Annotated in this window: 25 protein-coding genes and 1 pseudogene; 10 read left to right on the top strand and 16 right to left on the bottom strand. The window is 50.3% G+C overall.

What is annotated here, in order from left to right; all coding sequences use genetic code 11:
* Positions 1–248: 248 nt before the first annotated feature.
* On the top strand, positions 249–698 hold the full coding sequence (locus AC52PS_RS09860; protein ID WP_495562895.1) for an SRPBCC family protein: 450 nt from the start codon (positions 249–251) through the stop codon (positions 696–698).
* A 91-nt stretch (positions 699–789) separates the two neighbouring features.
* Here the strand turns inward: AC52PS_RS09860 and AC52PS_RS09855 are convergent, their stop codons facing one another.
* The 13 genes and pseudogenes from AC52PS_RS09855 to AC52PS_RS09795 all read right to left on the bottom strand — a co-directional run bounded on the left by AC52PS_RS09855 (position 790) and on the right by AC52PS_RS09795 (position 10,522).
* Positions 790–1,863, bottom strand: coding sequence for a TIGR03032 family protein (locus AC52PS_RS09855; protein WP_495562894.1), 1,074 nt, complete (start codon positions 1,861–1,863; stop codon positions 790–792).
* Positions 1,863–3,326, bottom strand: a complete 1,464-nt coding sequence (locus AC52PS_RS09850; protein WP_495562893.1) for a VCBS repeat-containing protein — start codon at positions 3,324–3,326, stop codon at positions 1,863–1,865. The genes AC52PS_RS09855 and AC52PS_RS09850 overlap by 1 nt, the downstream gene beginning before the upstream one ends.
* The gene (locus AC52PS_RS09845) at positions 3,316–3,546 is read right to left on the bottom strand and encodes a hypothetical protein (protein WP_495562892.1); all 231 of its coding nucleotides are present in this window, start codon (positions 3,544–3,546) and stop codon (positions 3,316–3,318) included. The genes AC52PS_RS09850 and AC52PS_RS09845 overlap by 11 nt, the downstream gene beginning before the upstream one ends.
* Entirely contained in the window at positions 3,543–3,992 is a 450-nt protein-coding gene (locus AC52PS_RS09840; protein WP_495562891.1) for a hypothetical protein, read from the bottom strand. Before AC52PS_RS09840 ends, AC52PS_RS09845 begins: the two co-directional genes overlap by 4 nt.
* Before the next feature lie 430 nt (positions 3,993–4,422).
* Complete coding sequence (locus AC52PS_RS09835; RefSeq protein ID WP_495562890.1) at positions 4,423–6,255, bottom strand: methyl-accepting chemotaxis protein; 1,833 nt, start codon at positions 6,253–6,255, stop codon at positions 4,423–4,425.
* Between the two features lie 264 nt (positions 6,256–6,519).
* Positions 6,520–7,161, bottom strand: a complete 642-nt coding sequence (locus tag AC52PS_RS09830; RefSeq protein WP_495562889.1) for a flavin reductase family protein — start codon at positions 7,159–7,161, stop codon at positions 6,520–6,522.
* A complete protein-coding gene (locus AC52PS_RS09825) occupies positions 7,137–7,547 on the bottom strand; it encodes a hypothetical protein (RefSeq protein ID WP_495562888.1) in 411 nt (136 codons plus the stop codon). The genes AC52PS_RS09830 and AC52PS_RS09825 overlap by 25 nt, the downstream gene beginning before the upstream one ends.
* Complete coding sequence (locus AC52PS_RS09820) at positions 7,544–7,693, bottom strand: DUF2256 domain-containing protein (RefSeq protein WP_495562887.1); 150 nt, start codon at positions 7,691–7,693, stop codon at positions 7,544–7,546. The genes AC52PS_RS09825 and AC52PS_RS09820 overlap by 4 nt, the downstream gene beginning before the upstream one ends.
* 161 nt (positions 7,694–7,854) lie before the next feature.
* A complete protein-coding gene (locus AC52PS_RS09815; RefSeq protein WP_495562886.1) occupies positions 7,855–8,148 on the bottom strand; it encodes a DUF134 domain-containing protein in 294 nt (97 codons plus the stop codon).
* Positions 8,149–8,970 (bottom strand): annotated as a pseudogene (locus tag AC52PS_RS09810) (ATP-binding protein); the annotation flags it as partial.
* 45 nt (positions 8,971–9,015) lie between these two features.
* Positions 9,016–9,873, bottom strand: a complete 858-nt coding sequence (locus AC52PS_RS09805; RefSeq protein ID WP_495562885.1) for an ATP-binding protein — start codon at positions 9,871–9,873, stop codon at positions 9,016–9,018.
* The gene (locus AC52PS_RS09800; protein ID WP_495562884.1) at positions 9,870–10,208 is read right to left on the bottom strand and encodes a NifB/NifX family molybdenum-iron cluster-binding protein; all 339 of its coding nucleotides are present in this window, start codon (positions 10,206–10,208) and stop codon (positions 9,870–9,872) included. The genes AC52PS_RS09805 and AC52PS_RS09800 overlap by 4 nt, the downstream gene beginning before the upstream one ends.
* Entirely contained in the window at positions 10,205–10,522 is a 318-nt protein-coding gene (locus AC52PS_RS09795; protein WP_495562883.1) for a DUF5320 domain-containing protein, read from the bottom strand. Before AC52PS_RS09795 ends, AC52PS_RS09800 begins: the two co-directional genes overlap by 4 nt.
* Before the next feature lie 258 nt (positions 10,523–10,780).
* On the opposite strand from AC52PS_RS09795, the gene AC52PS_RS09790 reads away from it, so the two are divergent.
* Positions 10,781–12,877, top strand: coding sequence for an alpha-amylase family glycosyl hydrolase (locus AC52PS_RS09790; RefSeq protein WP_495562882.1), 2,097 nt, complete (start codon positions 10,781–10,783; stop codon positions 12,875–12,877).
* Positions 12,878–13,323: 446 nt separating this feature from the next.
* Positions 13,324–16,068, top strand: coding sequence for a bifunctional proline dehydrogenase/L-glutamate gamma-semialdehyde dehydrogenase (locus AC52PS_RS09785; protein WP_495562881.1), 2,745 nt, complete (start codon positions 13,324–13,326; stop codon positions 16,066–16,068).
* 151 nt (positions 16,069–16,219) lie between these two features.
* Here AC52PS_RS09785 and AC52PS_RS09780 read toward each other — a convergent pair whose 3' ends face one another.
* Positions 16,220–17,056 carry an aldo/keto reductase gene (locus tag AC52PS_RS09780; RefSeq protein ID WP_495562880.1) on the bottom strand — a complete coding sequence of 279 codons (837 nt, stop codon included), beginning with the start codon at positions 17,054–17,056 and terminating at the stop codon, positions 16,220–16,222.
* A 280-nt stretch (positions 17,057–17,336) separates the two neighbouring features.
* Here AC52PS_RS09780 and AC52PS_RS09775 point away from each other — a divergent pair, with 280 nt between their 5' ends.
* From AC52PS_RS09775 to AC52PS_RS09755, 5 genes are all read left to right on the top strand, one after another.
* Entirely contained in the window at positions 17,337–17,492 is a 156-nt protein-coding gene (locus tag AC52PS_RS09775) for a hypothetical protein (RefSeq protein ID WP_495562879.1), read from the top strand.
* Positions 17,493–17,587: 95 nt separating this feature from the next.
* The gene (locus AC52PS_RS09770) at positions 17,588–17,983 is read left to right on the top strand and encodes a hypothetical protein (protein ID WP_495562878.1); all 396 of its coding nucleotides are present in this window, start codon (positions 17,588–17,590) and stop codon (positions 17,981–17,983) included.
* A 385-nt stretch (positions 17,984–18,368) separates the two neighbouring features.
* The gene (locus AC52PS_RS09765; RefSeq protein WP_495562877.1) at positions 18,369–19,169 is read left to right on the top strand and encodes a tetratricopeptide repeat protein; all 801 of its coding nucleotides are present in this window, start codon (positions 18,369–18,371) and stop codon (positions 19,167–19,169) included.
* Positions 19,170–19,494: 325 nt separating this feature from the next.
* Positions 19,495–20,622 carry a GTP-binding protein gene (locus tag AC52PS_RS09760; protein ID WP_495562876.1) on the top strand — a complete coding sequence of 376 codons (1,128 nt, stop codon included), beginning with the start codon at positions 19,495–19,497 and terminating at the stop codon, positions 20,620–20,622.
* Between the two features lie 73 nt (positions 20,623–20,695).
* Positions 20,696–21,130: a Fur family transcriptional regulator gene (locus tag AC52PS_RS09755; protein ID WP_495562875.1), complete on the top strand. Its 435-nt coding sequence runs from the start codon at positions 20,696–20,698 to the stop codon at positions 21,128–21,130.
* Positions 21,131–21,833: 703 nt separating this feature from the next.
* Here the strand turns inward: AC52PS_RS09755 and AC52PS_RS09750 are convergent.
* On the bottom strand, positions 21,834–22,367 hold the full coding sequence (locus AC52PS_RS09750) for a hypothetical protein (protein WP_495562874.1): 534 nt from the start codon (positions 22,365–22,367) through the stop codon (positions 21,834–21,836).
* A gap of 197 nt (positions 22,368–22,564) precedes the next feature.
* Here AC52PS_RS09750 and AC52PS_RS09745 point away from each other — a divergent pair, with 197 nt between their 5' ends.
* Both AC52PS_RS09745 and AC52PS_RS09740 read left to right on the top strand, forming a co-directional pair.
* Positions 22,565–23,254, top strand: a complete 690-nt coding sequence (locus AC52PS_RS09745; protein WP_495562873.1) for a hypothetical protein — start codon at positions 22,565–22,567, stop codon at positions 23,252–23,254.
* Complete coding sequence (locus AC52PS_RS09740; protein WP_495562872.1) at positions 23,247–23,420, top strand: alpha/beta fold hydrolase; 174 nt, start codon at positions 23,247–23,249, stop codon at positions 23,418–23,420. The genes AC52PS_RS09745 and AC52PS_RS09740 overlap by 8 nt, the downstream gene beginning before the upstream one ends.
* Here the strand turns inward: AC52PS_RS09740 and AC52PS_RS09735 are convergent.
* Positions 23,417–24,109 (bottom strand): carboxylesterase family protein, encoded by a 693-nt coding sequence (locus AC52PS_RS09735; RefSeq protein WP_495562871.1) that lies wholly within the window; start codon positions 24,107–24,109, stop codon positions 23,417–23,419. The genes AC52PS_RS09740 and AC52PS_RS09735 overlap by 4 nt on opposite strands.
* Positions 24,110–24,317: the final 208 nt, after the last annotated feature.

The following is a 24,317-nucleotide window of genomic DNA, read 5'->3' as shown; positions in this document are numbered from 1 at the left end:
TCAGAATCCGATGATATGGAAAAAGCCGTACTTCTATATTTCAGCTAAGGAAACCTTCTTGCAGAATGTAAGGTACCTGGGAAATAGCGGAAACATTCCATGAATTTAGTGTTTTGAACTCGAGGATCAAAAAAATTCGCCAATTTCGCGCCGTAGACGGAAGTACAAAGAATCATTATAGCCTATACTCTCAACAGCCCATTAAAGCCAGAGCGAATCAGGCACTGGCAGATCCTATAGGAGGATAGATGCAATTATCGGTTAGTGTGCGCATACATGCACAAGCAGAAAAAGTCTGGGAAGTTATTTCACAAATAGAAAAGAAGCATGAGATCATCTCTGCAGTTGAAGGGGTTGAAATACTTGAAAAAGGCGGGGATGAACTTGCCGGATTGAAGTGGAAGGAAATACGTCAGTTCAACGGCAAAAGCGCGGAAGAAATTATGTGGATTACCGACGCGAAAAAGCCGCTGTATATAAACAGCAGAGCGGAGAACAACGGTACCGTCTATATCTCCCGCTGGACCATCCATGCACACAAGGATCACAGCGATCTGGGAATTGAATTCACAGCCACCCCGGTTACACTCGTTTCGAAATTGCTCAACGCAATCCTGGGCGGGAAGATCCGCAAAGATACCTCCGCGGCATTCCGAAAGGATCTGCAGGATGTGAAGGCTGCCGCTGAGAAGGCCTAACCGTTCTGCGTTCAGCAGTATTCCAAGCCGGTTCGGGCCTATTAGAAAGCCCGTCCCGGCCTTCAGAACGTCCTGCTCGCAGCAAGCGGAGCTAGGTTTTTTTTGTGTCCACCCAGTAGCTTGTAAGCTCGGTGAGAACATAGGTTTTGGCAAGCTCGCTCTCACAGTTGATAATGCCGGCCCTCCGGGTCTCCGGGATTATGAGCAGATCGAAAATCTCATCCACCGAACTTTCATATCGGATTTCGCCCACCTTGGCGGCAGTGGGCAGGTGGATGATATCGATACCAGCACGGCTGTGCTGCCGGTCGATTTCCAGTCCGGCAAACATTGAAGAATTGTTTCGCAGCCTGGAGTACGCCACGAACACAAAATCCCCGTATTTCGCCATTCCCCGCACGAACCCTCCGACTTTTCTCACCACATCGTAGCTGCGGGTTTTCGGATCTGCGCAGATCAGCTCCCCGGTAGCTGACAGAAGCACATAGAGCTTTTCGTCCCATAACCTGGGAGTATGGGGCATGTGAAGATCATGTAGCAGCACTTCGCCGCTCTCCACATGGTAAAGTACGCCGCCTCCGGGCAGGCCATCCTTCCAGGAGCGTCTTGAATCTCCGGTATTAAAGGCCGTGGCGTAGGCAGGGCGGCCGTTCTCCATGGCCATGCCGTTGAGGTGACATCGGTCTTCGGGTACAAGCTTGGTAATGTTCGGCGGCGTCCAGTAGGGTCTGAACGAGTATTCTTCATCTATTGTACAGATGCAGGAAAACTGGGTGTTCATACCGTACAGCCCCTCTTCGCCCCATTCCAGGGCATGGAGATTTATCTGTCCGGTGAAATAGAGGCTTCGGGGCACAAACAAGGTTTCGTACACCCCGGGCTGTCGGGGATACCCTGCGGCAAGAGAAGGATCGCCTTTGAGGACCACCACCCTGCCGCCCTCAGAGACGGCCATATTATTATCCTTCAGGCCCAAAGCCATGGCTCCGGTGAAATTCCTGGGAAGCTGAATGAGCCGCTCATCGTCCAGCGCGGAAAGGAAAATCACCTTCCCCGCCTGGTAGGTGGAAATGACAAGCGTACACCCGGCCTGATTGAAGAATTCAGGAACATTGGGCGAGTAGCTGCAGGTGAAAGGTGCCGGAGGCTGTGCAGTATGTGCCATCAGAACTCGGTGTTTTCGAAAAATTCAATATATGCGTCGTAGTACGGGGAATAGTTTCGATACCGTATGGAAACAAAATCCTGATCTCCGTCATCGTCAATATCGGCAGTTCCAATGGTGATTGGTCCTGAAAACGCTGGAGATAAGCCGTATCCGTTGGCCACGGGACTTGCGAATAACGGATACTCCGCTGTGCCGATATTTTCAAGAAAATACATTGTGCCCCCGTCAACGCTTGCGAAAATATCAAAATCCCCGTCCCGATCCAGATCGGCGAACTTGACGACCACATCGGTTCCAAGATTGATGGTTGCCATTTCTGCATCCAGCAGATTACCTGGAGTTACATTGCCGAAATCATGGGTTTCCGGAGTTCCCTGGTTTATGTGTAAGTGTAAATATCCGGTATCCAGACCCAAAAGCAGATCCTGATCTCCGTCGCTATCGATGTCTGCTGCAGCAACGCTTTTTTCGGTTCCCGCACTGGGTGAGAAATTGCTTAGGCTGGTTCTTCCACCGGTGACGAAATCGGGATTTGAAGCTGTGCCTCCGTTAACGGTCAGTAAAACCGTAGCATCTTCGGCGTGAAGCATATCCTTATCACCATCGCCATCCATGTCGGCAAAGGTCAGACCGGCGGTGTTAACCATCGCATTGGCTGGGTTAATAAAAGTGGGAAAACCGTTTGCCGGGATAGGCGCGGCGAAATTCGCCGCATCAGCGCTTCCCGTGTTCTCATGAAAATAGAAATCGTTTCCGGAAATACTGCTATAGTTGGTTGATTCTATGGAGAACATATCCAGGTCACCGTCATCATCTATGTCGGTGAAGGTAAATGTGGGTTCCGTTGAAATTGTTGCCAGACCGCCGAAGGTTGCCGATCCGTCGCTGCCGTTAAAGGCGGGGGCAAGATGGCGGAACTGTGCCTGCTGAATGTTCGCCGCGCCTTTATCATCCCGGACTGTGAGGGTGACATTGAAGATGTCGTCTTCTGTGAGGTCCACGCTGCCGGCCGGGGAGGAGGACTTATAGCTTGCGCCGCTGTTTTGACCGGTGAATTCCCAGTTGTATTCAAGGGTATCGCCGTCGGGGTCGGTGGCGGCGGAGGAATCATAATGAAATATACTTGAAGTGATCTGGGACCGGTTAGCCAGTTCGGGAACATCCGGTGCATTGTTGTTAAAGAGTCTGCCCGGGGATTGGCCGTGGTTGAGATTTATAAGGTCGCAGCCGGTAGAAGATAGAAGCAGGGCGGTTGCCAGGAGCATCTCCTTGAGTTCCGGGACTTTCATATACCCCAGAAGCCCGTTGTACAGATGCTTAACCCGGCTGATCTGACTTCTTCGCTGGATCATATTCAGACGGTAAAAGCTGCCGTCCTCCATACTTTTCATCAGCAAAGATGACTGAGTTTTCAACTCTTCAATTTTATTCTGGAAGTCGTTCGGATAATTAATCTTCATCGTTATTCTCCCTGTCCCGGGTTACCGGGGATGATAAGGGCAGGGGCTGAATCGGTTCCGAGATGTTGATTACGCTTGCGGCTGTGAGGGTGGGGGAGCTGAAGCGAACATCCGCCGGAGTATCGGGAAAATCCTCACCTTCTCCTATCACCAGTGCGAAGCCTTTGGATCCGCCGCTGTAGCTATCGTCGGTAATACCGTTCACCTGGACATCGTTCACGTACAGTTCAATTTTGATTCCTGAGGACGTTCAATGCGCAGTTCGTTTAATTCACCGGGAGGGGTTTTTACCTCGCTGCTCAATGTCCAGGGAATGAGTTCTTCCGGCACACCTGAACTGTATTTCAGAAGAGCGTATGCTCCGTCCATGCTGATCAGAAAAAGATAGAAGCTTTCTTCGCCCTGATCATCAAAATACATGCCGTATCCGGCGGAAATGTCTCCGCTCATTTTCTTGGCACTGATGGTATATGTGGTGAATGCTTCACTGCCCGCATCCGGATCCGGACTGTATATGAGACGTCCCACAAGGATCCTCTTATTGGTGGAAAACTGAAGGAACTGTTCCTCGTCGAATTCCCATGAAATGGTATTAAGCTTGAAGATGCTGCACGATGATATCAGGAGAACAGATACGAGGGAGAATATAATGATTCTTTTAATCATAATCGCCCGCCTCAGGATTAAGTGTAGGCGGAACGGTCGTAGCCATCAAGTGCGGCAGCCCCCGTTCCGGCTTTTTATCCTCATAGTTACTATAGCGCGAAGAATGAATAAATCCATGTAGCCTGGTGTTTCCGGAAAGGGGTCTTGCGGGCCTGCGGTGTACGATACAGCTTGTATTCAATTTGAAGGATATCCGGAAAATACGCACCGGGTACAGATTTGCTCCCATCGGCTATTTTCGAGTTTATCGCCCGTCACCTCTCCCCGGTCAGCAAGATCGAACTGAATAATCCATTAGCGTTCCCGGCCGGTCGGACTATCCGCTCATTTTTATGTATTCCCGGCGGAGAGCGAACATATGCTAATCGGGACTATTTACCGGATTAAAGGGCCCAAACTATTGAATATCTCTATCTGAAACCCGGAACTTCTATGTCCGGAAGCTCATAATTCTCCCATTTAAATCTTCAGCTTTTTCGCCGATCTGAATGGTGAGCTGGTTCACCTCGGATATAGCCGTGGTGATCTGTTCTGCGCCTACGGTGACCTCCGACATCCCGTTAATCACCTCATCGGCATGATGGGAGATCTCCTTCATCCGCCTGATAATTTGACCGCTCTGGTGAGAGACATTCTCAGATTGCCGGTTCACATCCTGAGATGTATCTGTAAGACGCTCCAAAGATTGGGTCATTTCCCGTGCTCCCGAGCTGATGTTGAGACTCACCTGGTGGATGTTTTTGGATGAGTCCAGGGTTTCCTTAACCTTTTCATCTATGTGGCTGAAGGCGGTCCGTAATTCATGGAACCTTCCGTCCGTTGCATCAATGGAGTGAATTATCTGCTTTACTCCACCGGATATTTTCCGGGCTGAAGATGAAGTGCCTTCCGCAAGCTTTCGGATCTCCTCAGCCACCACCGCAAAGCCCCGACCCGAGTCTCCCGCATGGGCTGCCTCAATGGCGGCATTCATGGAAAGCAGATTGATCTGGGAAGATACCTTTGAAATGGTATGAATAAATTCCCGTATATGATCCACATTGGACGCCACCCCGGTTTGATACTCCTTTGTGAGAGCATCAATTACTCTGCCTCCCCGCTCAGCGGTTTCCAACAGATCCTCCGCAATGCCGCTGTTGGACTGACTGTATTGCCGCACCGTTTCCAGGGCCTCCATCATGCTTTGAATTGCAGCTGCGGATTCTTCCATCAGTTCGTTTTGGACCGTGCTGAGACGGTTGTTGGCATCTGCAGAATCGGCGATGTGCTGAATTGCCTCCAGGGAATCCCCGATTTCTGCACCCAGTTCTGTCATTCGTCCCATCATCAACTGCACTGTTCTGTGAATCTGCTCAATAGAGCCGGCGGTTTCCTCGGTATTGCTTCCCAATTCATCCCGGATATGCATAGTATCCTGGGAGAGTTCCTTGATGCCCGTTACCATGTTCCGCATGGTGGATACAAAGCGGTTGAACTCACCGGAAAGTTTCCCCATCTCATCCCTTGAGCTGATATCCAAGGTTTTCCGCAAATCACCGCCGCCGCCGGCAATTTCGCCCATTTTACTGTGCACAAGTTTTACCGGTTTTAAAGACTGTCTGATTGATAATGAAATAATGGTCACCGATGCGATGAAACTGAGTATCATAATCATATTCAGTCTACTCTGGAATTCATTCAGGGACGCGAAGAGTTCATCCTCATGAAGAATGAATCCGATGGTCCAGCCCCATGTGTAATAGGTTTTAAAACTGAACCACTTCTCCGTGCCGTTCATTTCATAATTGAACGATCCATCCGACATGGAGACTGCCCGTTGAATAAAATCCCTCTGAGCAAGCTCCCGACTGCCTCCTGGTAATTGGGGATGGGCAACTATGATACCCTCTCTGTCGAATATAATCGGAATTGCCCGATGCACCGTGCCGGTATTTTCATAATACTGCTCACGGATTGCGCGTACGGCCTCTTGTTTCTTCTCCCTGAGAATCGCATCTGAAATTTCTGTGGTGCTCATTCCCTCCCATTGAGCCTTTCCGCTGCTGAGAGCCAGATTCAGTTCACTGGTGTACTCAGAGTGCTTAGATTTCAACTGATTCAGCATAATAGTGTTACGATAGACAAATTTCTCACGGCTTTCATTCCCGACTATTGTTCTGAGGGAAGATTGGATGAAGACCGTCATGATGCTGAATGTGGACAGCAGGAGTACGAAGACAATCATTCCTGCTTTGGCAAAAAGGGGAACATGAAAACTTCTCATAATACCTCCGGTAAAGTCATATTTTTACTTGATGAGCATCTTTCAAAATCAAATTTTCAAAGAAGCTGGATAACGGGTCGAAATCATAATCCATATAACAAGGGGAGGAGTATGATTCTAAAGCTCTTGGCAATTTCCAAAATCACTGATTTATGAAATTAACTCTGATGAAAAGATATGCGCACTCACGCACTTGCTTCCAATGGTTTTGAACCTACCATGTGTACTGTGAGGATTTTATGAGATGGATGTGAGAAACGTAATTCAGGTATTCTTTGTTGGAGGGGGGAAATCTTGAACTTCAGCCCGGGCATATTCGGCGATGGCCTTGAGGGAATAATATTTGCTTACCCCGGAGATTCCCGCAGAACCGGCCTCCGCCAGATCGATTGCTCCGTCGGCGTGTATCAGTTCATCTTCAACGATTATGTGCATCACCTCGCCGATTACCAGGGTTGTTTCGTTTACGGAGATGGGTATGGCCTGGTGAAATTTCATACCGGTTTTAATTTGTGATTCCCGTACAAAAGGTGCGGAAAATCCATCCAGATATTCGGGGGTGAACCCGCAGTGTTCGAACTCCGATTCTTCACGGGGAAATTTGGCAGAAGTTGCATGGCCCTCTTCGGTCATTTGTGCCGGTAATTGATTGATGCTGTAGAACCCCGTTTCCTGAATGTTCATAAAGCTGTGACGTCTGGTTTGCTCACCGGGGCGCACAAAAAAGCCGATAAGGGGAGGATTGCTCCCCATGTGCACCACAGAGCTGATAATCGCCAGGTTTTCCAACCCGGACTGTGAAACGCTGCCGATGAGGTTTCCCGGCTTGATTCCCGTAACCGAGTTCACCAGGTTCAGCCGAAATACCCTGTCCAGCTGCTCTATTTCTTCCCGATCAATGTGCATAATTTCTCCCTGATTAAACGTGCCCTCTGTCTGTCTACCGGGCCGACCTTCCACCCCTGAATTGTCACCTGGACGGGATATTCCTGGAGCTCTTGAGGCAGATCGGGATGAGTTGTTTCAGCGCCGCTGTTAAGAGGATTCCAGTGGATGTAATCGCCGGAGTTTTGCTTATCGTGAATAAGAGCGATACAACCTCTGGCTTGCTGAAATTCGGTAAAGGTGTTTAATAATGCCTGACGAGGATATGAAAATTCGGCGTAGCCCCTTTGTGCGGCCCGTTGAAACTCCTCCATCTCCCTTCGATTCAAACGGTGGGGAACAGCTCTGGAGCCTCGGCGAGACTGGGTTGCCTTCCCCCGGCTGAGCCGCAAAATATCCTGTATCATTGTAGTTCTATCTGTTTTCGTTTTTTTCGACATGATTTGCTGCAATATTTAATCTGTTCCCACTGCCCTCTCGAATCCCATCTTTTTCTATTGGAGAAGGGACGGCCGCATACAGGGCAAACTTTGAGCTGTTCACTAAGTCTCATCTTGGAAATATCATCAAAACATTCCAGAGCGTCAATTGAGAAAACGTCAATTGAGAAAACGTAATTGAGAAAACGTCAATTGATAAAGCAGAGCGACCCCATGGACAAGAGCCGCCGGAAAAAATTTGTACTGGGTGTAATATCCGCAGGAGGAGAAATTACTATTCGTCACCGCTACCGGATTCGGGTATTACCAGCTCTTTTTGATGCAGAAGCACTTCAGTAATTTTCCAGCGTCCCCTTTCCAGAAGTCGCTGAACGGTCCCCCGGGAGATTTCCATAATATCTGCCGCTTCAATTTGGCTTTTTCCTTCGTGATCGCATAGTCTGATTGCTTCAAACTCGTCCAGATCGATTGAGACCCGTTCCAGTGCATACGATGGAACCCCCGACGGCTTAAAATTCCTGCCCCCTTCCAGGGAGCGGCAGTTTCTCCGTTTTCGTCTTCCCGGCACTTACCCTTCCTTCAATTCACGGATTAATTCTTCCATGCCCCAATTCGAATATTCTTCTTTCATTCCCAGCGATGGAATTTGTTTCTGCAGTATAGAATCCACTATGCCTCTGTGAAAGGGAATTTTCATGGAAACCGGAATGTTTTGTTCTCCGGCATACGCTTCAATATCTTCTGAAAGCTGATGGTCCAGATCCCATTTATTGATAATCAGATTCATGGGAATAGAGAAGCGCTTGACCACTTCAACCACCCGTTTTAGATCGTGAAGCCCCGAGGGGGATGGTTCGGTAACCAGAATCACATGATCGGTGCCGGTTATGGAAGATATGGCCGGGCAGCCGATTCCCGGTGGACCGTCAACAATAATCATCTTCGCGTTTTCTTCAATGGCAAGTTCCCGGGCCGTTTTTCGCACCTCGCTCACCAGCTTTCCCGACGCTTCCTCCCCGGGAATCAGTTTTCCATGGATCAGGGTACCGTAGGGGGTCTGGGAGCGGTTCACCGAACCCACTACCGCAGGTTCCAGATACACCGCCCCTTCGGGGCAGACCAGCGCACAGACTCCACAGCCCTCGCAGCCCTGGGGATTAATTTGATAACCGCCTTGGATTTGATCTATGGCATCAAATCGGCAATGCTGCTGGCAGATTCCGCATTGGCTGCAGCGATCCGCATCAATTCGGGCCTTTTGGGTCCCCTGAAAATCCCGTGTTTCCTTCAGCAGGGGTGAGAGCAGAATATCAAAATCCGGTGCGTCCACGTCGCAATCCGCCAGAACAACTGAATCCAGCCAGGGCAGGAGAGACGCGCTAAGAGAGGTTTTCCCGCACCCCCTTTCCCGGAAAGAATGGTAATCTCCCGCGGTTTATAGTTCCCCATGTCTGTTCTCCTCAAGGATGGTCAAGAAAACCGCTTCGCTAATCTTCTGCAGATGTTCCCGATGCCGGAGAAGCTCATCAACAAAAATTCCTCCCCTGGCATTCACTCCTGCAATCTCCCGATCAAAGGGGATGCTGCCTAAAATGGCGGTGTTTCGCTTATTGCAGTGCTCTTCCACCTCAGCGTTCCCCAGATCCGCGCGGTTGATGACAACACCGTAGGGCAGTTCCATCTCCCGAAGCATTTCTTCCACCATGTTCAAGTCGCTGAGTCCGAAAGGGGTGGGCTCGGTGACAACCACGCAGTAATCCGCATCTTCTATGGCTGCCACAGTTGAGCAGGATGTTCCCGGAGGTGCATCGATGATTACCAATCGGGATCCAGCGCTTTCTTTCCGCATGGTGTTGATAATGTGCACTCCTGAATGTTCCCCGACAAGCAGCTCGCCATAAAGAAGATGCAGATTGTTTGCTTCACCCCTGGTTATGCTGCCCATGGGGTGCTCCCTGTAAGATATTGCATTATTAGGACATACGATTTCGCAGCCTCCGCAGGAATGACAGAGATCCTCCATAACCACCACCTTCTTCCCGGCGGCTATAAATGCATTAAAGGCGCAAAATGAAGCACATTCACCGCATCCATCGCAGGTATTCGGGTTAATAACCGGTACCTTTCGTGTGACAGTTTGGGTTTTGGCATTCGTCGGCTGCAAAAAGAGATGGCAGTTTGGCTCTTCCACATCGCAGTCCAGTAACAGGGCGTCACCCAAAAGGCTTGCCCAGTTTACTGAAAAGGTGGTTTTTCCTGCCCCGCCTTTTCCACTCAAAACGGCGATGGTCATACGCCCGGTTCCAGTTCGCCGTTATTGAAGCGTTCCAGGGCTTCGGCAATGGTTGCCGCGTTCCCCTGTCGGTACACGGGCAATCCGATTGCCTTCACTCCATCCGCCGCCTTTGGACCAAGCGGGGGCGCAATAATGGCATCAGCATGATGATTGGCAAATATCTGTACCGCAGCGGTCCCCGCCGAACCGCCTGCGTTCTTCCCGGGATTTTCCACAATTGCAACCGCCTGTGAGCTATCAGAATCAATAAACGCAAAATACGCCGCTCTTCCAAAGCGGTCATCCAACGGACTGTCAGCATTGTCTGAGGTGATGCAGAACCCAATGATCATCCCTGCCCCCCATTACCGTGCCGGCCACCGCGCCAGTCCATGGGCCAGTCCATGGGAAGACCAACCCGCCAGTCTTGGGGCGCCCCGCCCCTGGCTGCGGTTCCACGGTGTAATCCAGGTCCACGGTGTAATCCAGGACCCCGGCCTGAACCTGGTCCACGGTCCCTTCCCCGGTGGAATCCGGCGTGTCGTGCCAGTCCCTGCCGCTCTTTTTCATCGTTCATGAAGCCGGCTCTGGCATAGCCTGAACACAGTCCCAGCCCTCTGCCGGTACCCGGTCCTGCGTTTTCCGGTCCTCTTCCGTTTCCATTCATTTCATCCTCCTAGCAAAAGTCAATCGGGAGTCCCTTTCCCGAACCATTCATGTGGGCACCTGCCCTGGGAACCTGAGAGTTTCCCTGCTGCGCGTTCCCGCGTGTGCATATGCACAACCATCAATCTAAAGATTAGTGTGCATATGCACGATTGTCAAGTGTAGATTTGCTATATACAGGTGATAAGAGGGCATAGGAAATGATCTCTCACAGTCCTGCAGAATTGATTCGATCCTGTTAGTGCGCTATATTCTGACAATGACTAAACTGAATATCCGACTGTATATATTTTTGCTATTTGTTTCCTTGTTCATGGTGGCCTTTGGAGCCTGTTCCAACCCCACGAACATCGGGGATGCGGACCTTCCCCTGGATGCTGACCTTCCCCTGGAAGCCGAACCATCGCCCTCTCCGGCTACCTTTGTAGATCTGATTGAAATTAATCCCGATTCTGCACAAAGCCTCAATGCAGCTGAATCCGACTGGTACAAGGATGAGGTGTTTTATCATGTCTGGGTAAACGCGTTTAATCGGGTAGGGGAAGATGTAGATCACAGTGCCAACCGCTTTGGAACCATTGCCGGGATTACCGCGAAGCTCGAATATTTAGAAACACTTGGAGTGACCGGGATCTGGCTTTCACCGTTTTTTGATTCCGCCAGCGATGCCATTAATCTGCACATGTACGATACCATCGACCACTACGAAGTAGATTCCCGGGTCGGCAGCAAAGCGGACGTGGACGAGCTGTTAGCAGAAGCCCATGCACGTGATATGCGGGTAATATTTGACTGGGTTCCCAACCACGTTTCTGATCAGCATGGCTGGTTCAGCGACTCAGCAGCACGGACTAATGACCGGGACGACTGGTTCGTCTGGCGAGATTCGCCGGGCAGCCAGCAGGGCCCCTGGGGGCAGTCGGTCTGGCACCAGCGCGGTAGCCAGTGGTACTACGGGGTATTCTGGGGCGGCATGCCTGATATCAACTTCCGCAGCCAGGGCGGCAAGGATGGGATAACCAATGCCGCGATCTACTGGTTGAACCGTGGATTCGACGGACTGCGTGTGGATGCGGTCAAATATCTCTACGAGGATACAACCCCGACTGGCGGCGGAACCGACGATTATGAGGATCAGGACGAAACAATTGCCTATTTTCAGGCATTTCGCGACCAGGTATTGGATGAGTTCGGGAATGAAGGGTACCACAAGTTTATGGTTGCCGAAAACTGGACCAGCAACCAGAGCAGTCTGGAACGCTACATGGTAAGCGGCGGGCAGCCGGCCTTTCATATGACCCTGGATTTTCCCTTTGCATACAGCGCCTCCGCAGGCAATGCCGGGAATCTCTCCAACCACTGGGATTGGGTAAGCGCTGAGCTTGATCCGGCTGCCTGGATGGGAAGCTTTACCAATAATCATGATAATGTGGTGAATCGGATGGGAGACACTCCCGGAGCCCGGGCTGCTGCTGCAGCTTTGCTGACCGGACCCGGCACTCCGTTTATTTACTATGGAAATGAGATCGGCATGGAAGACGGCTACAAATTATCCTGGGGTGATTTCCATGCGGACCGCAGGCACCGACAGCCCTTTGATTGGGACAGTCAGAGTAACCAGAGCGCTGATACTGCAAGCATGCTGGAGCATTATCGCGGGCTGACAGCTCAGCGCAATGGCCGGGCGAGCCTGCGGCGGGGAAGTTTTGACAGGGTAGATGCCGGCTCCGCAGATGTGCTGGCCTTTCAACGCTCTTATGAGAGTGAGCACACCCTGGTCATAATCAATTTTAACGATGATGATAGCAGCGTATCCATCGACCTATCCGGAGCGACTGTCACCGAAGAGTGGACTGCACACGGTCTGAGCGGTGATCTCTCGGTTTCTTCAGACACCCTATCCGGCACCATGCCGGGAGGAACTGCTGCCATTTACGATCTCACCCAGCCTCTGCAGGGAATGGCTCCTCCACCGTCTTCCGTGTATATCTCTGAAGTAACGGCTATTAACCTGCCGGATAACGAGCAGTATGCCTTGCCGGGAAGTGCCTCCTTTCATGGTACTGCAGACGATAACTGGAGTGAAACCTATCTGGCCGCCAGCCCTACGGCAGGCACGGTGACCTGGGAATTCGACCCGGCGCTTCATATTGACGATCTCTCCGATGCCCAGTTCAAGGTGGTGAAGAGCGGAGTCTGGGACTCACCGGTGAATAATGCCCTGTTTGACCTGGGCGAAAACGAGAACGCAGTGGTGGCAGATATCAGCGGTATAGACAGCGAGAATGCAAGCTACCGGATTATCTGGGATGGCTCGCAGCCGATTGGCAGCCATCTGAGCGCAGAGGAACAGTAGCACTATTCCATTCATCAATGGCTCGTTCAAGGCCAATGTCTCCTTCAAGGTTAGTGACTGTGCCACCTGCTCGCCTTGTCGGGATTTTTCCTTCATCCTCTGCCTGGACAATCTGCCGCAACTCAATTTTTATCACAGACCGCTTCTACATGTGAAAATTTTACATGGAACAGGGCAGAAATTTCCCATCTCGCGCATAATCGGTGAATATTAGAAAAGTAGTCAAGAAAAAACTCGCAAAATTTGCAAAGCAACGCTATGATTTTTACCGTACAGAAGCGTGTAAAACCGTAAGGTTTTCATCCTGGAATGAAAATCGCCTCCGCATATTCTGCGGCTATATTGGGCCCTCCATATCTGAATCGGCCTTGCCCCATGGAAGCGTTTTATATGCTTTTGAGTATTGTGAGGAGTTCCGGCCGGCGGCGTATTGCATTGGAGGATAAGTGGCAAAACAGGTGAACTTCAGGGAGCAGTTGTATACACGGACTATGTTGCGGAAGGATCCCCTGTTCGATGCCGGCACAGCCGGCGGAAGGGTGCTGCTTCATGCCGCCGCTCATCATCAGTTTATGGCGGCTCTATTGTATTTCATCGATGTGTATCCTGTTCTCAACGGTGTCCGCCAGGTGGAAGAGTACCGGGATGAGTATTTTGCCGGGACGGATGCTCCGCCCTGGTTTATGGAGCTCAACGGCTCCCGGCTGTCCGAATTACTTTCGGAGTTATTTGCCTCTTTTGTATGCGGCCGGGACCTGAATCAGGCTGTAACCTCCATTTCTATAATGGCGGACAGGGGTTTTCTCTACACCCTGGATACCTTGGGAGAAGCTACACTTTCTGAGGAAGAGGCGGAAATGTATCTGGAGAAACAGCTGGAAGCTGTGGATGCTCTCAGCGCTGCCGGGCTGCCGGTGCACATAACCGTCAAACCTACAAGTCTTTACTCACAAATCGGCCCCCTGAACTTCCAGCAAAGTGTGGATGTCCTTGTCTCCCGGCTGAAACGCATTCTTAAGGCAGTGAAGGATGCAGATGGTTTTCTTCATGTTGATATGGAACAGCGGGTGTACAAAAATATCACTATTTCTGCTTTCAAACAGCTTGTGTCAGAAAGCTCATATGATCAGTTGGGAATTGCCATTCAATCCTATTTGAAGGAAACCAAAGCTGATCTCAGAGATCTGACGGCATTCGCCCGGCAGGGTAATCACCGCTTCACGGTCCGGTTGGTGAAGGGCGCCTATTATGAGTATGAGCGTATTTTTGCCCAGGAGAATGGCTGGCCATCACCGGTTTTTGAAGAAAAATATATGACTGACGCCGCCTATGAGGAGAACCTTGCCATTCTCTTTGAAAATTCCGACCTGATCAGGGTGGCCGCAGCCACCCACAATATGCGAACTGCAGCGGAAGCGAACCGATTGGCCTCAGAAGCCGGCCTTTCTACCCATGAGTACGAAATTCAGATGCTCAACGGCATGGCAACAGGAATGGCCGAGGCTCTGGTTGCCATGGGAATTACCGTACGGCTCTATGCCCCCTACGGACCAATGGTTCCGGGAATGGCGTATCTTGTACGCCGTCTGGTGGAAAATACCGCAACAGACGGGATGGTTCGGCTTCAGTTCATTCAAGCCGCAGCACCGGAAGATATTTTCGCAGCGCCCACGGGTTCCTCTTCCCGGCTGTTATTTCATCCCGACGGGCAGTATTTCATCAATCATCCCCCTGCGGATTTCAGTCTGGAATCGGTACGCAGTTCGTTTTCCCGGTCAGTGAAAAACGCCGGAAGCGTAATGAAAAGCGTAGGTGAGCGTATCCAGGATATCAGCAAAAATCAAATTTCAAACCGCCTGAGCAAAGCAATCAATGATATCGAAGAAGTCGCTCCGGCCTGGAAGAGCTCCTCCAATGCTCCACGGAGGGCAGAAATTCTGCGTCGCGGGGCTTCCATCATGAGCCGGAGAATCTATGAACTTGCTGCGGTACAGGTACTGGAAGTGGGGAAGCAGTGGGACCAGGCATATAATGATGTCTGTGAAGCCATTGATTTTCTCAACTATTATGCCGGCGAATCGGAAAGGCTGTTTGCTCATCGCTCGCTCTCGGGTATTGCCGGTGAACGGAACACTCTGAGCTACCGTCCCCGGGGGATTGTGGGGGTAATCGCTCCCTGGAATTTTCCTCTAGCCATCAGCACCGGCATGACCAGCGCCGCTCTCGTCACGGGAAACGGGGTGTTGTATAAACCCGCTGAGGAGAGTGCGGTCACCGGCCGGCTGATGTATGAAATTCTCATCGAAGCAGGGGTGCCTGAGGAAATACTCCATTTTTTCTCGGGTGAAGGGGAGGTTGTGGGGGCGGCCCTGGTTTCTGATCTGCGGGTTAACTGTATTGCCTTCACCGGTTCAAAGGAAGTGGGGATGGGGATTATTGAAACCCTCTCCAGGCAGCAGCCCCAACCCCCGCATGTTCGCTCATCGGTTACCGAGATGGGTGGGAAAAACGGAATCATTATAGATGCCGATGCGGATCTTGATGTGGCGGTTGAAGCCGTGCTCCAGTCGGCATTTGCATTTCAGGGGCAAAAGTGTTCCGCCGCCTCCCGGGCCATTGTGCATGAATCACTGTACCATGAATTCCTGAACCGTCTGGTCGCCGCCGCCGACTCCCTGATCATGGGACCGGCGGAAGATCCGGGAACTTACCTTGGACCTCCGGTTAGCTCTGAGGCTGAACGGAAAATTGCCGAATATATCGCCATCGGAAGAGAGGAAGGCCGGGAAATGCTTGTCAAAGACAATCTAGCCATTTTTGCTGATATCCGCACGGAACACCGTCTGGCCCGGGAGGAAGTTTTCGGTCCGGTTCTGGCGGTGATGAAGACCGATACCCTCCGCCGAGGGATAGAAATGGCCAACTCAGTGGATTTCGGCCTCACCGGCGGAATCGTCAGCCGTAATCGGGGACATATAGACCTGGTCTGTGAAAATCTGGAAGCGGGAAATATCTATGTTAATCGCTCCATCACCGGAGCACTGGTGGGCCGCCAGCCCTTCGGCGGCTTCAAACTCTCGGGGCAGGGCACCAAAGCCGGCGGCCAGGAGTATCTTTTTAACTTTGTACATCCAGTGGCGGTGAGCGAGAACATGCTCCGACGGGGCTTTTCCCCGGATTTCAGAGGCTGATAAACTCTTTGCTTGTTACCCCTGAGGTCTACGGGTCTCAGGGGTTTGCATGGCAGTACGTCCGGGTAGCGGCTTCTTCTGGAGGCTGTCCGAACAATGCTGAGCCGACATGGTCGGTCCCGCAGACAATGGCCAGCCGGACAAGATCATGCTATAGATCAACAAAACCGAAATCTACGTTGTCAGGCTCGGGGAATGCCCGATGGGCTCGGTTAAGCTTTCGAATTTCATGCATTTCGTCTTCTGTGAGCTCAAAGTCAAACACATCAAGGTTCTCATCGATGCGGTTGGCATGTACAGACTTAGGAATCACAATAATTCCACGCTGCAACATCCAGCGAAGTGACACCTGCGGCACAGTCTTTCCGTGAGCATCACCTATCTTTTTCAGGGTGTCATTATCCAGAATATCTTCGATGTGATGGCTCTTGAAAGGAGCATATGCTTCGAGCTTAATGCCCTTGGTGTCCAGGTACTCCTGTAGGCGGGTGTTCTGCAGATGCACATGGCATTCCATCTGGTTTACAGCAGGTGTGATACGAGCCGTCTTCAGCAATCTCTCAATGTGGTGAATGTTGAAGTTTGAAATACCGATGGAGCGGACCTTGCCCGCATCCACAGCATCTTCCATTGCCTCATACACCGCCGCATTACGCTCATGGGTCCACGGCCAGTGCACAAGAACCAGATCAATGTAGTCCAGCCCCATCTTCTGCAGGGACTCTTGGATCATTTTCGCCGCTTCCTGCTTTGAGTGTGCGCTGTTCCAGACTTTGGTAGTGATAAAGATATCTTCCCGGGGAACTGGGCTGTCGGAAATCGCTTTTCCTACCTCTTCCTCATTTCCGTAGGCAACTGCGGTATCGATATGGCGATACCCTGCTTCTAATGCGTGTAGGACGGCCTTGTAAACTTCCTGATCTTTAGCGCGAAATGTGCCCAGTCCAAGTGCGGGAATTGTATGTCCGCTGTTCAGTTCAATTTTCATGAGATGCTCCTTTATGTATGAATTGCTATATTCCAAAGGTAAGGCCTTGGTGTGAAAAAGTGAAGAGGGCAGTAAGTCACAATTTAGACAACCACTATTCTGACACAGGGAACTACATGTGATGGCACCGCGAGTCTTAATGGTGCAGAAATTTGAAGACTCTCTTTGAAAGTAGAATCTAATAACTCTTGACAGGAGGCCTCCTAAGAAAAACTACCCAAAGCTGATGAGCCAGTGAGCTAAGCATTGCGAGTATAAGCAGATCGCTGTTAATAGTCTGATGTTCTTCTATCATGGTGACAAAAACTCCCACGCCGATGACTGGGATCATTGTCTGGAATATCTGGCCTTCCAGTATTTTCCCCAGGTTCTTCATAGGAAAACTCTCCTTATGAATAAGCATAGCATTATTTCCAGAGTACTCCCCGAGGCATAACAATGATAGGACCGCAAAATTTTTGCGCTGGGCAATAGATCAAGTATATATCATCAGTATTGGCGTTTAGCTCATATCAATCTACAATATACATTATGAATGAACAAAACACCGGATTGCCAGCCATAGGAAAAATCTATCAGTCTCTCCCCTTTTATTTGGAGCTGGGACTCAATGTGGTTCAGGGAAGCATGGGTCTTGGAGAAAATGGAGTGCGGTTTGAATGGCGGATGTATGATTGGGCAGAATCGCCGAAGGGCGGCCTGGAAACTCAGGATATTCACTTCAGCGAACTCATAAAAGTTATTTTTCGCAAACGCCTGTTCAGTGGTAAACTGGAAATTAATGCTCAGACTGCCGCATCAATCAGCAAGCTTCCGGTACTGCCAGGTCATTTATCCCAATTCAGTTGTACGATAAAGCGGAAGTACCTGGCCGATGCGGCCCAATGGGCTGCAGAAGCCAATCTGCGAATTGCCGAGCATATGTAGCTATTTTCCAAAACTGCACATAGACTCTTTTACCACCGTACATTGCTTGGAAATCATCTTTTTCGAACCTGCGACCTGTCCGGGATTGTGCCTCGGGTTCTGCCCTAAGCATATGACCTGAAAATACAGATTGAGCTGGGATTATATCCCTTCACAAGAGATCCCTAATTCCTAATAATGACATCCTGCCGAACGCGGATGGAAGTGTTCCAACGATGGCATTGTATTTACTTGACGATTATCCGACATAGTACTAACTATATCGATCCCAACAGGAGCATACGTCAAATGTAGTGCAACAAGACTTGACGTATGATTGCTATAGTATAAATAAGGCTTTCAATGCAGATGCTGTATAGCCTTAAAAGTAAGCGAAGGAATTGAAATGAATAACCAACTACGCAAATTGATCATTCTAAAACTGACCAATACCGGGTTCAGGGCCAAAGACCTGGATAGTGGACAGATCGTCTCTGTTAAAACCTCTGTGGGAATGTTGAACTGTGAACTGAACACCGTCGTCCTGGAGGTGGAAAAGGAATGGAGCTTCAAGAAGAACACCTATCTCTCCGGCACGGTGAAAGGTTCTGAGTTCATTGTGGGAAATATTAACATTCCCGGGCATGATTATAAGACCCTGGGGCTCTGGGATCCTCGGAACTCTTTTGGTGAGGAAGCCTTTGAGTATTTTCCCGATTACCTGGCCGAGGGTTTGAGGCTGGAATATGTTTTCAAAGATTACTCAGGGTTTGGTTTTTATGAGCCAGATGAGGATCCTGTTTTCGATGCCGTCGAAGCTGATACATGGGAAAAACGTTATGATATTCTCACCAGACTCTGGGAAGATTATCCCCAATGTATTGATGCTCTGGTGCATATCGGTAATCTTTACCTGGATTCATCAGGATCACTGGAGAATGCCAGAAACTGCTTTCAAGTCGCCATCTCCATCGCCGAGAAAAACCTGCCCAAAGATTTTGATGGTGTTATTCTCTGGGACTGCCTGGAAAACAGGCCGTACTTACGGGCTCTTCATGGACTATGCTTGACTCAATGGCGGATGAAGGATTTTGAAAAAGCCTATTACATCGCCTTGAGGTTGATGCGACTCTGCCCCGGGGATAATCTCGGCGTGCGGGGGATTATAGATGAAATAGCTAACCGTGAAGAATGGTGTGAGGATTGAGTATATACTTACCATAAATCGCGCAAAACCATGATTAGATTGGAATGAGAACTACTAACTGGTTTATTGGCCGTAATTCGTTTCTGGCAGGAGTTCCATTCTGGATCTATTCGGAATAGCCCGCATTTGATAATTGGAGTACCTCCGGAGATAAATATGGATTTCTCGATTGCTAAAGGGTAAGCGATAAATTACCGCAGATACTGCTCTGCTGGCGTTATCTATAACTCCCGGTTTCGACACATGCACTGAACAGCGAACCACTCCAATCATGTTGTGAAACAAAGTATTGACAATGAAACAAAGTACCAGTAAATTCAACGGTATGAAACACGACAATAAACTACCGGTCACCGTGCTGTCCGGCTTTCTGGGGGCTGGAAAGACCACCCTTTTAAACCATATTCTTACCAACCGCGACGGAGTGAAGGTCGCGGTCATTGTGAACGATATGTCCGATGTGAATATCGATGCCGCCCTTGTTCGGGACGGAGGAGCCCAACTCAGCCGCACCGATGAGCAACTGGTTGAAATGTCCAATGGCTGTATTTGTTGTACCCTCCGGGATGACCTACTCAAGGAAGTTACCAACCTGGCCAATGCACGCAAGTTCGACTACTTGTTGATCGAGAGCTCGGGGATCAGCGAGCCGGTTCCTGTAGCCCAAACCTTTGAACTCGGGGAATACGAAGGTGCGGCGCTGGAGGAGTTCACCCGGCTGGATACCATGGTAACCGTTGTGGACGCGTCAACGTGCCGGGAGATGTTGCTGTCGACCACGAGTCTAGCTGATAAGAACATGGCGGTCAGCGACGAAGACGAACGCAGCTTGTCGATGCTTCTCACTGACCAGATCGAGTTTGCCAATGTCATCCTCGTCAGCAAAACCGATCTGGTCGAGCCGGAAGAGTTGGCGCGCCTGACAGCGCTACTGGGAAAGATGAACCCCACGGCGAAAATCATCCCCATTCTCAACGGTAACATCGATCCCTTCCTGATCATGAACACCCGACTCTATACGCGGGAATGGGGAGAATCTCTCGATGCCTGGGAAGAGGAGCTTCAAAACGAACACGTTCCCGAAACTGAGGAATACGGGATTTCAAGCTGGGCCTTCAGGCAGCGCCGTCCCTTTGATCGCGAAAAATTCCACAAACTCGTTGCGGGGGGAATACAGGGTCTCATTAGGGCCAAAGGATACTTCTGGTTCAACGATGAGCCCGAATCGGCCTACTTTCTGAGCATTTCCGGAAAGAAAGGCTTTTTCGAAGCCGCCGGGTTCTGGTGGTCGGCGGTTGATCGCTCCCAGTGGCCGCAAGGTGAAGAGCACCGGAAGCAGATTCTCGAAGCCTTTGAAGAGCCTTGGGGGGACAAGCGCCAGGAGCTGGTGTTCATCGGACAGGATGTCGATTTTGCAGGTCTGAATCAGCAACTGATGCAGGCTTTGGTATAGCTCGGACGTGGATTTGCCCATCGCAATCTGTCGGAGCTGACAAGAGACGCTCCCGTCTGCTACAATCCGTATGATGGAATGGGAAAACGTTTACCAGCAATGCCTTCGCCGTATCCTCGACCGGGGCGAGAGAATCACCCCGGCCAGAGATCAGATCCTGCGCATCATCTGCCAGTCCCCGGAGCATCTGACGAGCAGGGAAATAATTGAGCGGATTGAAGCCTCCGGGGGAACCGCCTCCAGGACCTCGGTGTTCCGAACCCTGGATTTTCTCACCCGGATGTCTATCCTACGGCCGACCTACGTAGAATCCCAGACCCCGAGCTACATCCTGATGGCTGCGGACGGTCATCATGCGCATATTATCTGCCCCCGTTGCCACCAGGTTCAGGAGATCGAAAATTGCGTGCTCCATGAAGTTCTACCCCGTCTCGAGGAACGCTACGGGCGGAAGTTCAGTGGACATCTGCTTGAATGCTATGGTCTGTGCAATAAGTGTTCGGGGTGACGAAGGAAGGTCTTTTTTCCGTAGGCGGCTGAAAAGCTTGGCAGCGTTTACTGGAAATGTTTATTGCCGGTAGTGTCCCGTTATTTTGCGGAAACATAATGTTGAGAGCGAATCCAATGAAGAAACACCATTTTTCCAGGAAGCGAGAATCAATAAATTTTCAGAGCATTCAATACAAATCAAATGCCCGCCAAAGAAAATCAAGCATTGGATAATTCGTAATTTGCGGATGAGTTTTTGATGCATAGTTGATACTTCAAACGTCGTTGGAGTAAATAGACTTTTAAAAATGATATAAATCGTTTTGAAATAGAGGATTACGTGCCAAAGAGGGCGACTGGAGCGTTCCTGCCAACGGCATTATGACGCTGCGGTACGCCCCTGAATCGAACCTCTGACCTATTCGGGATAGGTCCTCAGCCCTTCTGGCTTCCGGTCCGACCCTATGTACGGCTGAGAAGGGGATGCAGGAAGTTTTAGGTTTCTTTCGATATTGTTGGTTATATTTGGTAATTCATTTATATAAAGAGATTTAAGAAGCGATGTATAGGATAAAGAGACCGAGAAAATCTGGAATGAGATATACTCGAAGCGATTCCCCCGGGGCATTCAGCGAACAGGCTTAAGGAAACAAATCCTGATCCACCGGGCTAAGGACTTGAACGACTTGACTGATCCACCGGGAAACCTTTTGCGTATTCTTCTAGGCTGAAACCGCCGCAATAAACTCCTGGTGCCTTCGATGAATTTCGCCGTTGAAGTTTTCTTCGTTCAAACGGGTATTCATCATGACCTCGTCATCGGATTGCTGGTCGGGCGGAACCACCAATTCTACTGGAAATGCCTGGCATATACCGTTCACCATACCGGTTCCCCGGAGTTTGGTAAAAAGTCGATTATATCCGAAGGTTTCATCTTTGGCAGAATCCTTGCTGGCGCAGCAGGTAATCACATTGAGCGTTTTTGCTGACTTTCCAAATTTCCTGATAAAATGGTAACAGGGTGCCGCAAGGTTCCCCATGTATATTGGGCCGCAGACGATAATGGAATCGTAGCTCGCGGGATTTACAGTGATGTTCCGATTCCCGAAACCTATTTTCAGGAACGTTGCCGGGATTACCAGTCCTTTCACCCGCGGAACGAGTTCGACCAGCTGGGCATCAAGATCCGAGGCGGTTTTCTCGGCAAGAAATCGATTGCTTCCGTTTCCTGAGTAATAGGCCACGAGTGTTTTCATGAATATCTAACCTCCGATATCAATTGATATGGTAGCATGGAAACATGTTAGCTGGTGTTAAAAATCAGTGAGCAACAAGGCTTTGGCCTGCAGCCAGATAATAGGCGACAGGGAATCACCAAAATTATGCCGCCTGGTAACAGATATCCATTGCACCGGGGTTTTACCAGAAGAGGTCTGAGGAAAATCATATGAACATGAAAAAACTATCGCAACATCCCATTCGAACTGTGTTGATGTTTGAGGGAATCGTATTCGGCATCGGCAGCATCGCACACGGCATATTCGAGATGCTCCAGGGGAATGAACCGGTCTCGGGCCTGGTGATTCAGGCCATTGGTCCTCAACAGCGATTATGGGTGCACGGTACCGAAGAGGCGTTTACCATCTTCCCGACCTATCTGCTAACCGGCATCTTCGCGACGGTATTCGGTGTCGCCGCGATTATCTGGTCGATCTGGTTCCTGAGCCGCCGGCACGGGACAACGGTATTCCTGATGATTTTTATCGCCTCATTTCTCTCTGGCGGAGGCATCGGCCAGGTCGCATTTTTCATACCCGCCTGGGCGTTCGGAACAAGGATGAACAGCTCCCTCTCCTGGTGGGATCGGGTTTTAGGACCAGGTTTTCGCCGGAGTCTTGCGACAATATGGCCTTATACCCTCGGGCTCGGGGTTGTCTTGATGATATTTGCCCTCTTCGTCAGCAATGTGGGCATAATCCCGGGTGTGAGCGATCCCGATGCTGTTTTGATGATCACCCTAATCATCGTATTGATCAGCGCATTGCTATTTCCGATTTCCTATATCAGTGCGATATCCAGTCGTCTGGTGCACCATTCCCGCGGAGGAGAGAATACCGCCGCAGCCGGGAACAACCATGCCTAAGATTCTGCATGGAGCGAGAACCGCCTCCCTCGTCGTGCAGGCCAGCGATTACATCGATGCGCCGGTAAAGCAGCTGATTACCATCCCCGGTACGGGGCATACGCCGTTTCTCGATCAACCTGAGGAATTCGCCCGGGTGTTGATTGAGCTGGTCGCAACTGATTAGTCGGAGGAAATCCCACCCAGCCAATCGATAAACTGTTCGCTGCGATATACCTCGGAATGGATATAGTGCATACCGGTGTTATTGTGTACGAACACGACAGTTCCACCGGCGTTTCGAAATCGTTGCACGCTGTTTTCAGCCTTTACGAAAGGAATGGATGGATCATCGGTATCGTGAAACACCATGGCGGGGATGTCGGCTATTCGCCGAAATCGGGGTCGGATAGGAGGCGTATACACTGCGCCTGATATCGGTGCGATTGCTGCAAAGAGCTCTGGCTGCGCCGTGGCCAAAGACCAGGTTCCCATACCTCCCATACTGACGCCGCTGAGGTAGACCCGGTTTGGATGGATATTCTCCTTCTGAATAAACTCCCGTATTAAGATGCCGAGCCTCCTATGCAGGAAGGTCCAATAGGTCCCGTCAGGGCACAAGGGCGAGAGGGTGATGAAGGGGAAATCCGGATCTTCAACAGCGATCTTCGCCAATCCGGGACCTTCCCCATCGGGGTTGTCGAATACCAGCTGTAAACTATCACCCCTTTCTTCAAGACTATGGAGAAATACGATGAGGCTGCGTGGTCCGCTATCCTGGTTATTTGCGGGGAATGTGGCGAGGTAATTGAGGTTTGCTGAGGTGGAATACCCGCTCGATAATACTGTGACCTGGTTTTCAAAACTTTCTGGCAAACTGTCTATATCAATCGCCGGACCGTTCGATGCACAACCGGAGATCAAGATGAGTAAACTGATTGTCGTGAACACGATTACGGGATACTGTCAATCTGAGTGGATGAGCAATCCCTCGGAATTTTTTCTAGGCTGCTGACTCCTCAACTAGCAGTCCGTCCTTAAAGGCTCGTCCAGCTTCAACGAGTTCCAACTGTTGCCATTTGGT

The sequence above is a fragment of the Salinispira sp. genome, from assembly GCF_059431795.1.
The sequence above is the reverse complement of the archived record's forward strand: the minus strand, read 5'-3'. Positions and strand labels throughout refer to the sequence as shown.

Bases quoted from the DNA above. Each gene is read 5' to 3' on its own strand.
- AC52PS_RS09780 (WP_495562880.1), bottom strand. From the start codon at position 17,056: ATGAAAATTGAACTGAACAGCGGACATACAATTCCCGCACTTGGACTG.
- AC52PS_RS09850 (WP_495562893.1), bottom strand. From the start codon at position 3,326: ATGAAGATTAATTATCCGAACGACTTCCAGAATAAAATTGAAGAGTTG.
- AC52PS_RS09805 (WP_495562885.1), bottom strand. From the start codon at position 9,873: ATGACCATCGCCGTTTTGAGTGGAAAAGGCGGGGCAGGAAAAACCACC.
- AC52PS_RS09745 (WP_495562873.1), top strand. From the start codon at position 22,565: ATGAAAAAACTATCGCAACATCCCATTCGAACTGTGTTGATGTTTGAG.
- AC52PS_RS09800 (WP_495562884.1), bottom strand. From the start codon at position 10,208: ATGATCATTGGGTTCTGCATCACCTCAGACAATGCTGACAGTCCGTTG.
- AC52PS_RS09840 (WP_495562891.1), bottom strand. From the start codon at position 3,992: ATGATTAAAAGAATCATTATATTCTCCCTCGTATCTGTTCTCCTGATA.
- AC52PS_RS09775 (WP_495562879.1), top strand. From the start codon at position 17,337: ATGTTCTTCTATCATGGTGACAAAAACTCCCACGCCGATGACTGGGAT.
- AC52PS_RS09820 (WP_495562887.1), bottom strand. From the start codon at position 7,693: ATGAGACTTAGTGAACAGCTCAAAGTTTGCCCTGTATGCGGCCGTCCC.
- AC52PS_RS09825 (WP_495562888.1), bottom strand. From the start codon at position 7,547: ATGATACAGGATATTTTGCGGCTCAGCCGGGGGAAGGCAACCCAGTCT.
- AC52PS_RS09765 (WP_495562877.1), top strand. From the start codon at position 18,369: ATGAATAACCAACTACGCAAATTGATCATTCTAAAACTGACCAATACC.
- AC52PS_RS09860 (WP_495562895.1), top strand. From the start codon at position 249: ATGCAATTATCGGTTAGTGTGCGCATACATGCACAAGCAGAAAAAGTC.
- AC52PS_RS09755 (WP_495562875.1), top strand. From the start codon at position 20,696: ATGGAATGGGAAAACGTTTACCAGCAATGCCTTCGCCGTATCCTCGAC.
- AC52PS_RS09795 (WP_495562883.1), bottom strand. From the start codon at position 10,522: ATGAATGGAAACGGAAGAGGACCGGAAAACGCAGGACCGGGTACCGGC.
- AC52PS_RS09760 (WP_495562876.1), top strand. From the start codon at position 19,495: ATGAAACACGACAATAAACTACCGGTCACCGTGCTGTCCGGCTTTCTG.
- AC52PS_RS09790 (WP_495562882.1), top strand. From the start codon at position 10,781: ATGACTAAACTGAATATCCGACTGTATATATTTTTGCTATTTGTTTCC.
- AC52PS_RS09770 (WP_495562878.1), top strand. From the start codon at position 17,588: ATGAATGAACAAAACACCGGATTGCCAGCCATAGGAAAAATCTATCAG.
- AC52PS_RS09740 (WP_495562872.1), top strand. From the start codon at position 23,247: ATGCCTAAGATTCTGCATGGAGCGAGAACCGCCTCCCTCGTCGTGCAG.
- AC52PS_RS09750 (WP_495562874.1), bottom strand. From the start codon at position 22,367: ATGAAAACACTCGTGGCCTATTACTCAGGAAACGGAAGCAATCGATTT.
- AC52PS_RS09835 (WP_495562890.1), bottom strand. From the start codon at position 6,255: ATGAGAAGTTTTCATGTTCCCCTTTTTGCCAAAGCAGGAATGATTGTC.
- AC52PS_RS09855 (WP_495562894.1), bottom strand. From the start codon at position 1,863: ATGGCACATACTGCACAGCCTCCGGCACCTTTCACCTGCAGCTACTCG.
- AC52PS_RS09830 (WP_495562889.1), bottom strand. From the start codon at position 7,161: ATGCACATTGATCGGGAAGAAATAGAGCAGCTGGACAGGGTATTTCGG.